This is a genomic window from Pokkaliibacter plantistimulans (assembly GCF_003194385.1).
GTDB classification, from domain to species: domain Bacteria; phylum Pseudomonadota; class Gammaproteobacteria; order Pseudomonadales; family Balneatricaceae; genus Pokkaliibacter; species Pokkaliibacter plantistimulans.
Genome location: NZ_LAPT01000125.1, coordinates 1 through 14,145, shown reverse-complemented (window position 1 = coordinate 14,145; position 14,145 = coordinate 1). Strand labels below are relative to the sequence as shown.

The following is a 14,145-nucleotide window of genomic DNA, read 5'->3' as shown; positions in this document are numbered from 1 at the left end:
AGCCTGATGGCTGCCATCGCCGGGCCAATACTATTGAGAGAGGGGACATTGATGAGCGTGCAACAGCTAAAGCCCACCCTGGGTACTCTGCACCTCTGGGGGATTGCCGTCGGTCTGGTCATATCCGGCGAATATTTCGGCTGGAGTTATGGTTGGGGCGTCGCGGGCACCCTGGGCTTTCTGGTCACCGCGGTGCTGGTGGCAGTCATGTACACCTGCTTTATCTTCAGTTTCACCGAGCTGACCACAGCCATTCCCCATGCGGGCGGCCCCTTTGCTTACAGCCGCCGTGCCTACGGTGAGAAAGGCGGGCTGATTGCCGGTCTTGCCACCCTGATCGAATTTGTCTTTGCCCCACCCGCTATCGCACTGGCTATCGGTGCCTACCTGAATGTGCAGTTTCCCGGCCTTGACCCCAAAACCGCGGCGGTGGGCGCTTATATCGTCTTTATGACGCTGAATATCCTCGGCGTACAGCTGGCAGCGACTTTTGAGCTGCTGGTTACCATTCTGGCGGTACTGGAACTGCTGGTCTTTATGGGCGTCGTGGCGCCCGGCTTCAGCTTCAGTAATTTTGTGCTGAATGGCTGGGCCGGCTCAGAAAGCTTTGGCATGCCTGCGGTCTCCGGTATCTTCGCGGCCATTCCCTTTGCTATCTGGTTCTTCCTCGCCATCGAAGGGGCTGCCATGGCTGCCGAAGAGGCTAAAGACCCCAAACGTACCATTCCCAAAGCCTATGTCACCGGCATCCTGACGCTGGTGGTGCTGGCCATGGGCGTCATGATCATGGCAGGCGGTGCCGGTGACTGGAGCGCGCTGTCCAACATCAACGACCCGTTGCCGCAGGCGATGAAAATGGTGGTAGGTGAAAACTCCGGCTGGCTGCACATGCTGGTCTGGATCGGCCTGTTCGGTCTGGTGGCATCTTTCCACGGCATTATCCTTGGCTACTCCCGCCAGTTCTTCGCGCTGGCCCGTGCCGGTTACCTGCCTGCTAGTCTGGCCAAACTGTCACGCTTTCAGACGCCGCACCGCGCCATTATCGCTGGTGGCATCATTGGTATCGCGGCCATCTACAGTGATGGTCTGATCAACCTGCAGGGCATGAGCCTGACCGCCGCGATGATCACCATGGCCGTGTTCGGCGCCATCGTCATGTACATCATGAGCATGCTGAGCCTGTTCAAGCTGCGCCGTACCGAACCGCATCTGGAGCGCACCTTCATGGCACCCGGTTTCCCGGTAGTGCCGGGTATCGCGCTGGTCCTGTCGGTCATCTGTCTGATCGCCATGGCCTGGTTCAACGCCATCATCGGTTTGATCTTCCTGGTATTCATGGCCGTCGGTTACTGCTACTTCCAGCTGACCGCCCATCATCGTGCCAATGCCGAAGAAGACGCGCTGCTGACAGGCTCTAACTGAACATGAATTCTTTGCGATACAGCTTTACACCACACAAAGGTGAACCCCTGCTACACTGACGTCGCTGTACCCGCTCGCAGCGTACATCCTTCCCGGAGATGTACGCTGCGAGCACCCTCCTCCCAACCCCGCGCAACACCCGCATCCCTTTTCGCTCCGCTACCGGCAAACGGCATCTGCCGCGGTTGTGCTAAAGTCTCTCCCTTCTTGATACCGACCCATAAGGAAGGACGCCGTGTCTCAATCGCAGCCACTCTCAGGCCTGGAACAACAACTACAGCAGTATTTCGGTTTTGCTGAGTTTCGTCAGGGCCAGCGCGAGGTGATCAGCGCCGTTGCCGAAGGGCATTCCGCCATGGCGATCTTCCCGACCGGCTCCGGGAAATCCCTGTGTTACCAGCTGGCGGCACTGCAGCTCCCTCATCTGACTCTGGTGGTATCTCCCCTGCTGGCGCTGATTCAGGACCAGCTGGAATTCCTGCAGCAGAAAGGCATTGCGGCCGCCTCCATCGACTCCAGCCAGAGCCGGGACGCCACGTCGCACACCATGGAGGAGGTACGTCAGGGCAAGATCAAAATCCTGATGATCTCAGTTGAGCGCCTGAAGAATGAACGCTTCCGTCGCTTTATCAGTCAGGTGCCGCTGTCACTGCTGGTGGTGGATGAGGCGCACTGTATTTCCGAATGGGGCCATAATTTCCGCCCGGATTATCTCAAGCTGCCGGAGTATCAGCGCCAGCTGGCTATTCCGCAGGCTCTGCTGCTGACGGCCACTGCCACGCCTGCCGTGATCGAAGACATGGCCAGTAAATTTGCCATTCGCCCTGAGCATATTCAGGTGACCGGTTTCTACCGCGCCAATCTGCACCTGCATATCCGCCCGGTCCGCAGCGCTCAGCGTGATCAGGCCCTGCTGGCGGTGCTGCGCAAGACACCGGAATCAGCAGCCGTGGTCTATGTCACCCTGCAGCAAACGGCTGAACGGGTCGCCGGCTTTTTGCAGGCGCAGGGCCTCGCTGCCGAGGCATATCACGCCGGGCTTGGCACGGAGTTACGCCAGCAGATTCAGCAGCGTTTTATGGATGGGCGCAGCCGTATCATCGTCGCCACCATCGCTTTCGGCATGGGCATCGACAAGGGCGATATTCGTCAGGTGGTGCACTACGATTTGCCCAAGTCGGTGGAGAACTACAGTCAGGAAATCGGCCGTGCCGGGCGTGATGGTCAGCCTTCACTCTGTACGCTGCTGGGCAGCCGCGAAGAGCTGCAGGTGCTGGAAAACTTCGTCTATGGCGATACGCCACAGGTCGACGGCATCCGCTCGGTATTGCAGACCATCGCCACCGAAGCGGAGCAGCAGGTGTGGGAGACGACCCTTTATCGGCTGTCCGAGCGCAGCAATATCCGCCAGCTGCCGCTGAAAACCCTGCTGGTGTATCTGGAACTGCGCGGCGTGATTCAGCCGTTATACAGCTACTTTGCGGACTACCGCTTCCAGCTGCAGGAAGACAAGGACAGCCTGCTGGCCCGCTTCAACCCTGAACGACAGCAGTTTATCGGGACGCTGTTTGAGCACGCCAGATTGGGGCGCAGCTGGTACAGCCTGGATTTCGACAGTTTCAATCAGGCCCACCCCGGCCAGCGACAGCGACTGGTTGCCGCACTGGAATATATGGATGAGAGAGGCTGGCTGACACTGGAAGCCAAGCAGATGACCGAAGCCTATCGCGTGCTGCCCCACCCCGGTCTGGCCCATGACGACGCCATAACCACGCTGGCGCAACAGCTGTCAGAACAGTTTCAGCTCAAGGAAAACAAGGAAATTGACCGGATAACCGGGATGATCGAACTGTTTGAAAGCGACCATTGCATCAGTCAGCGTCTGGCCAGTTACTTTGGTGACCAGCAGGCACCGCAGCACTGTGGCCACTGCTCCGTGTGCCATGGTCGTGTGGCACAACTGCCCGAGCCTGTGGCGCTGCCGCCCTTGCAACCTGAACAGCTGAGCAGCGCCCTGACCGACCTGCAGAGCAAGATGAACACCACTGCAGACCGTCACACGCTGGCCTGTTTTCTCTGTGGCATCAGCCTGCCAGCCCTGACCAAACTGCGGGCTAACCGCCTGATGGGCTATGGCAGCCTGCAGGAGTACGGCTTCGCCGCCGTGCGCCAGCAGCTGGCCAGTCTGGAAAAGGGCGAATAAGAGCGAATAAGGGCCAGCAGCGTCAGATCGCGATGGCGTAATACAGCTCGGTCCGGGTCAGTGCGGCTATTTCCTGCAGATAGTCGCGCACCTGCTGGGGAATCTGCAGATCCTGCACCAGTGTCAAGTTACGCAGTGTGGGGTAAATCATCACATCGTCCCAGCCCAGGGTGTCACCGTTCTCCGAAGGCAGTGACAGATGCGGCAGACTGGCCAGCATGGTTTCCACTCGCTGCTTGTGCAAAGCCGTGTCGGCCATTGCTGTGGCAAAGGACTGCTCGATCATCGGCTCTTTATTACGCTGAAAATAATCGCGGGCAGACGGGGTGGCAAACTCCGGCAGACCCGCCTGAATATTGCGAGGGAACAGCAGGCAGCTGATGGAACGCTGCACACTGCTGATCACGGCGGTGATGCTCTGATAGTCAGTCGGGGCACGCATCAGCTTCACACCGGATCCAATTTCATCCAGCTTCTTGGCAATATCCAGGCTTTCCCCCATCGCCTGATCACCCCACTCCAGAATAGGCACCATCTTCTTGCCGATCAGCTGATGGCAGCTCGCCTCATCATCATTGAGCAAGGGCACGATCTGCAGATCGACATCCTTATAGCCTGCCACCATGGCTGCACGAACACAGAACGGACAGTGGTCGTAGACATATAACTTCATCAAAACAGCGCTCCCCAGTATTTATCCCTTTGCAGCACGACTAATACCGTGTTCACGCTCTCGCGAGCGATGGGCAAACAAGCTTCCGATACTGCACTGCAAAATAGCCGACGTTCAAGGTAATGTCGTTGTGCCGGGCAAAATACAACAGCCACGGCGGGAAACAAAATCACTCAGGCCTCGCAACACCGGCTGACTGCGCACCACCTCACCTCTGTATTAATTTTCTTCACTTTAAAACTGAAGAGAAGGCATTGGATCCAAAAGCAAATTCTCCCTTACTATGCGCCCAGTATTCTACTAATCAGCGTGCAGTCGCCCTGCTGCATGCCACTCATAAGGATCCGTGTCATGGCCAAGTTCACCCTGCCCTACCGCGCCGAGCAAGTCGGCAGTCTGTTACGTCCACAGGCATTGCAGGATGCCCGTCAGGCTTTCGCGCAAGGCAAGCTGGATATTGCCGCCCTGCGCAGCGTAGAGAATCTGGAGATCGCCAAGATTGTCAAAAAGCAGGAAGAGATCGGCCTGAAGAGCATCAGCGATGGCGAGTTCCGCCGTACCTACTTCCATCTGGATTTTCTGCAGCAGCTGGACGGTGTCAGCGTGACTGGCAACATCGCTGCCAACCCCAGTGCCAAATGCAGTGATGACGGCTTCACCCCGCCAAAACTGAGCGTGACCGGCAAGTTACGCCATGCGCGCAACATCGAAGTGGACAACTTTACTTTCCTGCAGAGCCAAATCCGGCAGGGCACGGCCAAGGTCGCCATGCCCTCCCCCACTATGGTGCATTTCCGCGGTGGTCGGGCAGCCATCGACATTGCCTCCTACCCTGACCTTGATCCCTTCTTTGAGGATCTGGCGCAGTGCTATCGCGATGAGCTGGATGCGCTGTATCAGGCAGGTTGCCGCTATGTGCAGCTGGATGACACCAACCTGGCCTATCTGTGCGACCCCAAGATGCGCGCTGCCGCTGAACAACGGGGTGAAGACCTGAGCCAGCTGCCGCACCGTTACGCCGAACTGATCAATGCGGCCATCAGCCAGCGCCCTGCCGACATGGTGGTGGGCATTCATCTGTGCCGCGGTAACTTCCGCAGCACCTGGTTTGCCGAAGGCGGCTACGATGCCGTTGCCGAAGTGCTGTTCAACGAACTGGACGTCAACACCTACTTCCTGGAGTACGACGACGAACGCTCAGGCGATTTCTCACCACTGCGCTTCGTCCCTGACAACAAGTCGGTGGTACTCGGCGTGGTGTCCAGCAAGATTGCCCAGCTGGAAGATCAGGGCTTTATCATCAACCGCATTCAGGATGCCGCCCGCTACATGCCACTGGACAACCTGTGCCTGAGCCCACAGTGCGGCTTCTCCAGCACCTGCCACGGCAATGATCTGAGCGAACAGCAGCAATGGGACAAACTCAGGCTGGTGGTTGATGTTGCCCGCGAAGTCTGGGGTGACCGCTAGGAGAGTGCGCAGGATATTGCGCTATCCGTCGCTGTCTGAATGAGCGCGCTACACCGTACTCCGTTCAGAATGCAAAAAGGCCAGCATGGTAATGCTGGCCTTTTTACTGGCGGCGACTTATCCGCTACGCGCTATTTTGCCACCATTCCCGTAGCCATGGCTTCAGCCTCTGCGCTGGCGCTGTCCTCGGCGGCCTTCTGCAAGCGACGGCTAACCCAGATCGATGTCAGCAGGCTGAGTATCCCGGCACCGATCATCACCGGACGGTTGCCCAGATGCTCCATCAGCGTACCCAGCATCAGGCTGCCTACCGAGGCACCGCCCATCACAATGGCTCCCCACAGGCTGACTACCCGGCCACGAAAGGCACGGTCAACGATCATCTGAATCAAGGTCTGGGAGCCAATACCGGCCATGGTGCTGAAAAACGCCAGCCCGGCAATGACCAGCAAACCGTAGTGAAAGTTCTGATAGCTGCCCATCAGGATCACCACGATGGCGGTGATGATCGAACCCCAGCGGGTCGCGGCCAGCATGGTATTGCGCTGCTTCAGACCAGACAGCCACACACCGGAGATAACCGCAGCAATACCGGCTGATGAGGTCAGCATCGCCAGCTCGGATACCCCCTGATTGAACCAGCTCTGTACCAGTGCAGGCAGCAGCTCCAGAAAGGCACGGGCAAACACGGTAGTGAATAGGGTGACCAGCAGTAGGCACAGGATGAACTCGTTGCTGCGGGCATAGTTCAGGCCGGAGCGAAACTCGCTGAGCACCCCTTCCTTCTTCTTGCTCTTGCGGCTGTCATCGGAGGCTCGGGCAGAGGCGTTAAGTTTGGCCCGCATCAACAGCAGTGGCATCGGCAGATAGAACGCTGCCGTTACCGCAAAGGCGGTTGCGTTACCCCAGTGGTTGATGATGATCCCAGCCAGCGCCGGGCCGATAAAGCGCGAGGTATTGAAGATGATGGAGTTGGACGCGACGGCCCGTTGCAGGTATTTGGGGTTGAACACCAGATCAGAGACCAGCGCCAGCCGCATGGGCTGATAGACGCTGGTGGTCAGGCCCAGCAGCAGGGCAAACCCCAGCAACAGATAGGGATCATGCCAGCCGTGGGCGATCATCAGCGCCATGGAGGCAGACAACAGCGAATTCCAGAAATTGAGGCTGATGACGCCTGCACGCAGGTTGATGCGATCTGCCAGCACCCCGAAGAAAGGTCCGAAGATCACCGTAGGGAAGAACATGAAGAAGGCAATCATGCCTACCCAGGTTTCAGAGTGGGTGGATGACCACGCCATCCACCCCAGTGTCAGCCGCTGAATCCATACCCCCTGGGTAGAGAACAGCGACCCCAGCATATAGCGCAGCAGGGTGCGTTCACGGAAAAACTCGTTGGATTTAAACAAGATAGCCACCTGAAAGAAAAGCTCCCCGCCCGCAGTGTCAAACGATAGAAAACTCGGCATGGATGGTTGTGGAATCAGCAGCCAGCTCCGGAAGCTGCTCACTCGATTGTGAACTCGCTCCAGACAACCGCCTTACACCGCCAGTGACCGAACACCATTGCGACAGGGGTACAGCACATGGATCAGGACATTGTGAGCAGCTGTTTTCATTCGCTTATCGTGCGCTGCTCACTCACTAATCTATCAATCGATTGATTAAATGGCATTAAACTGTAAATGCGCCACCAATGCCAGTGAGAATAATTAACAAATTATGTAAGGAGGATTAGGGACTGGCCTGAGCAAACACAAGCCGACAACAGACGAGTGGAGGATGGCGGTACACCGCATCAGGATACTGACAGGAATAAACGGAGCATTGAGAAAAGAGCATCGAGAACGGCTCAGGCGTCCGTTCTCTGCCTGATCAAAGACTCAGGGCTGTCGACAGATGTCACCAAACGCCCGCACCAGCGCCATGCTGTGCAGATCATCGAAATCACTGTCGTTGGCCTGGAAGGCAATGGCTTCATGCAGCTTCACCGCACAGTCCCCCTGCTTCAGCTCCGCCTCTGCCGCACCGAAGATGCTCAGAATCTGCTGGTTGATACGGGTGATGTCCTGTCGGATGGTCTCCAGATCATCCGCTGGGCCGACCAGATCCGGCGTCATGGCATAGGTATCGAGCAGGTTGTACTGCACCAGCTGGTTGGCTTCTATCTGCGCACTGAAAAACGCCTTCACCTTTTGCGGCTCAAGGGCATACTGCTTTGACTCTTCAACCAGCGCCTGCAGCTGTTGCTGAATACGCTGCGGGTCTTCCACCGCCTTCCCCGTATGAAACTTGCTCACGGCCACGGCGTCTGCCAGTGTCAGCCGCTCACTGCTCAGCCGCACCAGATTGGCCAGCCCGCTATTGCTGGAAACAGGACGAGCGCTGCTGGAGACAGGAGGTGAGCTGCCCGAAGCTGCCGAAGTGGCAGCATCGGTACTGTCCGCAAGTGCCCTGTGGCCTCCACCGAGGCCAATCAGCATGGTCAGCAGCACCCTGCTCAACCGGCTTTTTGTTACGATCTGCCGCCCGCCGATAACGTTTACTCTATCCATGCTTTCCCTCTTTCCAGCCCAAACTCATTAGTCTGCTATCTGTGCCGAAGAATGAGGCGGACCTCAAGCACTGCACAAAGATTCCGTCTTCACCCACGTTGCTACTGCAGTATTGCCGCTTCCTGCGAACGTGTTCACGATCTGCTGACAGATGCTAGGTCTTGCCCACTTTCTGCCCGGGTTGTGCCAGCCAGTCGAACAGCTTCGGACAGTTATAGGCCACATTGAGCCGAATCCACGGGCTGACATCGCGCGTGACAAAGGCTTTGCCGGGCGCCACCCACAGCCCGGCTCGTGCAGCATGCTGCGCCAGCTCAAGGGAATCCGACCAGTCCGGATGACGGGTCCAGACAAACATGCCGTCACCGCTGTCGCTGCAGTCCTCATCACTGCCCCAGCATTGCCAGCCATGGCGCAGCAGCACCTCGCGCAGCTCCCGCCGTCCGTCAAACAGGCGGGTACGCAGGCGATCAATGTGCTTCTTGTAATTGCCTCGCGACAGGCTGTGGTAGACCACCTTCTCGACAAACTCGGAACCGGTAATGGACTCCAGCAGCTTGATCTTGCTCAGACGCGCCATGATATCGGCGGATGCAGCGATAAACCCCACCCGCAAATCCGCCGACACCGTCTTGCTGAAGCCACTGACGTAAATCACCTTGTCGAGCTGATCCAGCGTCGCCAGACGAATCAGTGCCGGGTCGGCAAGATCGCCGTAGATATCGTCTTCAATAAGGAACATACCGGCCTTCTCGGCAGCCGACACCAGCCGAAAGGCCTTGCCGGGGCTGATGCTGCTGCCGGTGGGATTATGCAGGATGGACTGCAGGAAGAACGCCTTGGGGTGATGCTGCTCAATGGCCTCCTGCAACTGCTGCAGGTCCGGCCCGTCAGGCTGCCGCTCGATGGCGATCACCTGCATACCGGCCAGCCGCAGCAAACCGATCAGGTTGTAGTAACTTGGCGCTTCCACCAAAACGGTATCGCCGGGCGACAACAAGGCCCGGATCAGGTAGTTGAGTGCTTCAGTAACACCGCGGGTCAGCATCAGCTGTTCCTGACGCACACTGATCTGCATAGCTTCCAGCTTGAGCTGCACCAGCTCAAGCAGCGGCTGAAAGCCACGCTCAAGGCCATAGCTGTAGACATTGGTGGCGGGCAGTGAGGCGACCGTCTTGATGTGCTGACTGAGCTCCAGCTCCTCCAGCCAGTCAGGTGGCAGGGTACCACTGCCGCATTTGACCAGATCATTGCGATCCAGCAGACCACGAATCAGCAGGGCGACATCCAGCACATCATCGGTGGGGAAACTGCTGCTGTTACGCACCGTCTGCGGTGTGCGACAGACATAGAAGCCGGAGCCCTGACGGGCCTCCAGCACGCCCATGGCCTCTAGCCGCTCATACACCGCCGTCATGGCATAACGGCTGAGGCCGCAACGGCTGGCAGCGGCGCGAATCGACTCCATGCGATAGCCGCGCGGCAAATTACGCTGCTCGATCTGCTGGCGAAAGACCTCCACCCATTTATCGATATCCGCCATGGCCAGCTCTGCCATTTCCGCCTCCTGTCATTGCCTGCCCAAGGCCGCTGCGCTGCATGCTGGTGCACCCACCGTATCGCAGACAGCGCCCCGCTCACCTTCAGACAGTTTTCCCACCAGATCAGACACCTTGTCTGAAATTTCAGACAGTTCTGCAAGGTAGGTGCCAGATTGTCCTGAGCAGAAAGCCCGCGTGGGGATATTGTCTAGTCATCGGCCAGTGACGCGCGGCACTGGGAGACAGCACTTGAAGCTAATGGCACTGCCACCGGCAGTCTGAAGGATGACATCATGAATCTGAGCAAATTCGAACGTTTCCCCCTGATGCACGGCAAGTCTCCTGTTCACCCGCTGAAGCGTCTGAGCCAGCATCTGGGTGGCGCAGAAATCTGGGCCAAGCGTGAAGACGTCAACAGCGGTCTGGCCTACGGCGGCAACAAGACCCGCAAACTGGAATACTTTCTGCCGGAAGCCATCCGTCAGGGGTGCGACACGCTGGTATCCATCGGCGGGGTGCAGTCCAACCATACCCGTCAGGTCGCGGCAGCAGCCGCTCTTGCCGGTCTGAAGTGTGTGGTGGTGCAGGAGCGCTGGGTCGACTGGCCCGATAGCGTCTACGACCGTGTCGGTAACATCCTGCTGAGCCGCATCATGGGTGCAGAAGTGATCCTTGATCAGTCCGGTTTCGACATCGGTATCCGCGACAGCTGGAAACGCGCTCTGGAACTGGTGGAATCCCGTGGTGGCAAGCCTTACGCCATTCCTGCAGGTGGCTCTGACCATCCCTTCGGTGGACTGGGTTTTGCCAACTTTGCCGAAGAAGTGGCTGAGCAGGAAAAGGAACTGGGTATTTTCTTTGACCATATCGTCGTCTGCAGCGTCACCGGCAGCACTCAGGGCGGCATGATCGCCGGTTTCGCCGGTCAGGATCGCCCCCGCAAGGTGATTGGTATTGATGCTTCTGCCAAGCCCGATGCAACTCGTGCAGCCATTCTGAAAATCGCCCGTATGACTGCCGAGCAGATCGAGCTGGGCCGTGATCTGAGCGACGCCGATGTCATTCTGGAAACCGCCTACGGTGGCCCGGTCTATGGTCAGCCTAACGAAGGCACACTGGAAGCCATCAAACTGGCCGGACGTCTGGAAGGCATGCTGACTGACCCCGTGTATGAAGGTAAGTCCATGCACGGCATGATCGACATGGTGCAGAGCGGTGCCATTCCGAAAGATGCCAAAGTGCTGTACGTCCACCTTGGCGGTGCTCCCGCGCTGAACGCCTACAGCTCGCTGTTCTCCTGATTGGCACTCCTTGCTGAGGAGCAACGCGGACTCAGTGAATGAGTGAAACAAAGCAGAAGCCCGGAACCGTCCGTGACAGGTTCCGAGGGCTTCTCGCTCTTTGCCTTTCCATCTGACACCACAGGAACACAGCATGGCATCACACCGTCAGGACACGAGCCTGCGCATGGGTCTGCGCTTCGACCCCTTCCTTCTCTGGCTGCAACAGGACGTACTGCGACCGCATCAGCTGAAAGACATGCTGGATCAGGCACGGCAGCAACAGGTCGCCTATCTCAGCTGTGCCAGCCACTTTGCGCCGCTACTCAGGCAGCTGCATGAGCACGACCCGGACCTCTTCACCCACTTGCCGCTGCAACTGCGCTATCTCTCCACCGACCTGCCCGCTGCAGACAGTGCCTCCCTCGCAGAAGCCAGCTTCCACCCCGACACCCTGCCTGTGACCGCCGTTGTCAGCCCTGCACTGCAGACACTTCCCATCACGCCTGAGCTACCCCGCGACATTGCCTGGATTCAGCCGCTGACCTCAATCGATGCCGTGCTGCACCCTGCCGCGCAGGGCGGGCTGTATACACTGGCCGCCATCAGCACCATGAGCAGTGAACAGCAGACACGCTACAGCCAGCAGCTCAACCGTCTGGGCGAACGCTGCCATGCTCTGCAGCAAAGCTTGACGGTACTGGTGAACGGTCTCAATCATGACAGCCTGCCCAGCCTGTTCAGCCCCTATATCGATCAGGTTGAACTGGACGAGCATGCGGCTTTTGATCTGCTGGAAAAGGGCTTCGCTGAACAGCTCAAACAGTGCCGCTACATGCTCAATGAAGTCGCTTACTGCCGCCCGTCACGGCCGGAACAGCAGGCGCTGGAACCACTGATCATGTATTTCTGATGTGCCTGACATGCCCTGATCGCACATCAGAAATGTAAAAGCCAGAAAGCAAAAAGCGAGAAAGTAAAAAGCCAGACAGTGAAAAGCCGGAAAGTAAAAAGAGAAAAGTGTCAGGCCCGCGCAGGCGCACCTGACAGAGAAGAAAGCCCGTCAGAATGAACGTGCCGGTGCAAAAGGATTCATATCGATAGCCGTTGGTTCTCCTGACATCATTGCCGCCAGCAACATGCCCGTGGCCGGGCCCAGGGTAAAGCCCTGATGGCCGTGACCAAACGCACACCACATACCCTCCGCCCCCGGTACGGCACCTATCACCGGTTTCATATCCGGCATGCAGGGCCGCGCGCCCTTCCAGGGTTGTGGGTCCACCCGCTCGCCGATGGCGAACGTCTGCCGCGCTACGGCCTCTGCCGCTTCCAGTTGCGCATAGGAAGCAGGCTCATCCAGCAGCGCCAGTTCCGCCCCCGTCGTCAGACGTATGCCCTGTTTCATTGGTGCCATCAGATAGCCACGTTCGGCATCCAGTACCCAGTGGGTTTGCTGCGGCCCACTCTCGCGATAACGGTAGTGCATGTGATAGCCGCGCTTGACGAACAGCGGCGGCGCGTAGCCAAACCGTGACGTCAGGCGGGTCGACCAGGGGCCAAGACAGACCACCACGTCAGTAGCAAGATGATCATCAAGCTGCTCGTCACGGATATGCCAGTGCTGCCCCTGACGGCTCAGGGTCGCAGCATCACCACGCAGAATACGCCCCCCCAGCTGCTCAAATAATGCCGCATAGGCTTTCACCAGATCACCGGGGCTGCGGATAGTCCAGGGATCAGTCCAGTGAATCCCTCCTGCATGGCTGTCAGTCAGGGTCGGCTCCAGCTGCGCCAGCTCCTTGCCCGTCAGCTTGCGATGACTGACACCTTCCGCCCGCACCGCCTCGGCGGTCGCAAACGCCTCGTCCCGTGCCTGTGCAGTCCGGTAAAGAAACACCAGCCCCTGCTCCCCCAGCAGTCCGCCTGCACCGGCGGCCTCAATAAGGTCACCGTGACTGTCCAGTGACAGCGCGATGATGGAGGCATACTCACGGGCAATTTTCTGATACCGGGCCGGAGCAGAATGGCGGTAGTACTGCAGCAGCGGCCCCATGCTTTGCAACACCGACAGGGGCCGATAGCGGATGTCGAGACGCTGGTTGCCGATGGCGCTGAACAGCGTGGGCCAGTCACGGGGGAAGGCATAAGGGCGGACAGCCTCGCGCTGAATCACCCCGGCATTACCGAAGGAGGTTTCCTCGCCCGGCGCCTTGCGATCAATGACCACAACGGACTTACCCCGGCGCTGCAAGTGGATGGCGGTGCTGATTCCCACCATCCCGGCACCAAGCACGATGACATCACTATTCACAATTTGTTGCTCCTTGCGGCGCGGTATTGCCTGCAAACGTTGCACGCGGACAGCTCATCGGCCGTCATGGCGACAGCGTCCGCCTGATCACCTTACTGAAGTATGGCCGGTCTTTGCCACTGTATTAACGTATTAAAGATCCAAGAGATCAGGCAGGTAACGTCGCCATCACGCCGATCTCCATCTTCACCTTGCCGACCATCAGCCCGGCACACACGGTGATGCATGCCGTCAGGGGCTCACTGAGCAAGGGCGTATAGGTCTGACTGAATTCGGCCTGATCAGAGGTTACCTGCCCGATCCAGTCCACTGCTCACGTCATCAACTGCGCGATGCGTGTGTCGGCATCAGAGTTAACGACAAACGCTATCTTGCTGATGGCATGTTCAGTATCGGACAGTCAGCGATGTAATGGTCATTACACTGCAGATGGGTACTGTCCTCCCTTGACCAGTCTGTCGCCAGCATCGGCTGATACTGACCTCTGCGCGGGCCGCGATAGGTCAGCGTGTCCCAGGCCAGACGCCCCAGCACAATGCCTTCACGTAACCCAGTGTGATAGGGGCTGATATGTTCCGGCTCGCTGTCCGAAGCAAACACCAGCGTATCGTTGTCTTTGCTGGCCTCGGCCGAATAGGAAAACACCGGAAGAGTAGAGGCCAGAGTCAGAGCAACAGCAACAGCAACAGC

The 14,145-nt window shown here is 58.2% G+C and carries 11 protein-coding genes and 1 pseudogene; 5 read left to right on the top strand and 7 right to left on the bottom strand.

The window, feature by feature from the left end; all coding sequences use genetic code 11:
• Window positions 1–51: 51 nt before the first annotated feature.
• Both eat and WH50_RS22640 read left to right on the top strand, forming a co-directional pair.
• Window positions 52–1,422, top strand: coding sequence for an ethanolamine permease (gene eat / locus WH50_RS22645; protein WP_110189478.1), 1,371 nt, complete (start codon window positions 52–54; stop codon window positions 1,420–1,422).
• A gap of 235 nt (window positions 1,423–1,657) precedes the next feature.
• Complete coding sequence (locus WH50_RS22640; RefSeq protein ID WP_207780439.1) at window positions 1,658–3,625, top strand: RecQ family ATP-dependent DNA helicase; 1,968 nt, start codon at window positions 1,658–1,660, stop codon at window positions 3,623–3,625.
• Between the two features lie 22 nt (window positions 3,626–3,647).
• On the opposite strand, the gene grxB is transcribed toward WH50_RS22640, so the two are convergent.
• Window positions 3,648–4,298 (bottom strand): glutaredoxin 2, encoded by a 651-nt coding sequence (grxB, locus tag WH50_RS22635; protein ID WP_110189477.1) that lies wholly within the window; start codon window positions 4,296–4,298, stop codon window positions 3,648–3,650.
• Window positions 4,299–4,649: 351 nt separating this feature from the next.
• Here grxB and WH50_RS22630 point away from each other — a divergent pair, with 351 nt between their 5' ends.
• Window positions 4,650–5,768, top strand: coding sequence for a 5-methyltetrahydropteroyltriglutamate--homocysteine S-methyltransferase (locus WH50_RS22630; protein WP_110189476.1), 1,119 nt, complete (start codon window positions 4,650–4,652; stop codon window positions 5,766–5,768).
• Window positions 5,769–5,899: 131 nt separating this feature from the next.
• Here WH50_RS22630 and WH50_RS22625 read toward each other — a convergent pair whose 3' ends face one another.
• The 3 genes from WH50_RS22625 to WH50_RS22615 form a co-directional block, all read right to left on the bottom strand.
• Window positions 5,900–7,177, bottom strand: a complete 1,278-nt coding sequence (locus WH50_RS22625; protein ID WP_165838526.1) for an MFS transporter — start codon at window positions 7,175–7,177, stop codon at window positions 5,900–5,902.
• 474 nt (window positions 7,178–7,651) lie between these two features.
• A complete protein-coding gene (gene aroQ / locus WH50_RS22620; RefSeq protein ID WP_110189474.1) occupies window positions 7,652–8,323 on the bottom strand; it encodes a gamma subclass chorismate mutase AroQ in 672 nt (223 codons plus the stop codon).
• Between the two features lie 154 nt (window positions 8,324–8,477).
• Window positions 8,478–9,881: an aminotransferase-like domain-containing protein gene (locus WH50_RS22615; RefSeq protein ID WP_110189473.1), complete on the bottom strand. Its 1,404-nt coding sequence runs from the start codon at window positions 9,879–9,881 to the stop codon at window positions 8,478–8,480.
• A 276-nt stretch (window positions 9,882–10,157) separates the two neighbouring features.
• Between WH50_RS22615 and WH50_RS22610 the strand changes: the two genes are divergently transcribed.
• Window positions 10,158–11,165 (top strand): 1-aminocyclopropane-1-carboxylate deaminase, encoded by a 1,008-nt coding sequence (locus WH50_RS22610; protein ID WP_110189472.1) that lies wholly within the window; start codon window positions 10,158–10,160, stop codon window positions 11,163–11,165.
• Window positions 11,166–11,298: 133 nt separating this feature from the next.
• Window positions 11,299–12,057: a hypothetical protein gene (locus WH50_RS22605; RefSeq protein ID WP_110189471.1), complete on the top strand. Its 759-nt coding sequence runs from the start codon at window positions 11,299–11,301 to the stop codon at window positions 12,055–12,057.
• 150 nt (window positions 12,058–12,207) lie between these two features.
• Here the strand turns inward: WH50_RS22605 and WH50_RS22600 are convergent, their stop codons facing one another.
• From WH50_RS22600 to WH50_RS26440, 3 genes and pseudogenes are all read right to left on the bottom strand, one after another.
• Complete coding sequence (locus WH50_RS22600; RefSeq protein ID WP_110189470.1) at window positions 12,208–13,455, bottom strand: NAD(P)/FAD-dependent oxidoreductase; 1,248 nt, start codon at window positions 13,453–13,455, stop codon at window positions 12,208–12,210.
• A 148-nt stretch (window positions 13,456–13,603) separates the two neighbouring features.
• Window positions 13,604–13,765 (bottom strand): hypothetical protein, encoded by a 162-nt coding sequence (locus tag WH50_RS26445; protein WP_165838525.1) that lies wholly within the window; start codon window positions 13,763–13,765, stop codon window positions 13,604–13,606.
• A 56-nt stretch (window positions 13,766–13,821) separates the two neighbouring features.
• A pseudogene (locus WH50_RS26440) lies at window positions 13,822–14,145 on the bottom strand (hypothetical protein); the annotation flags it as partial.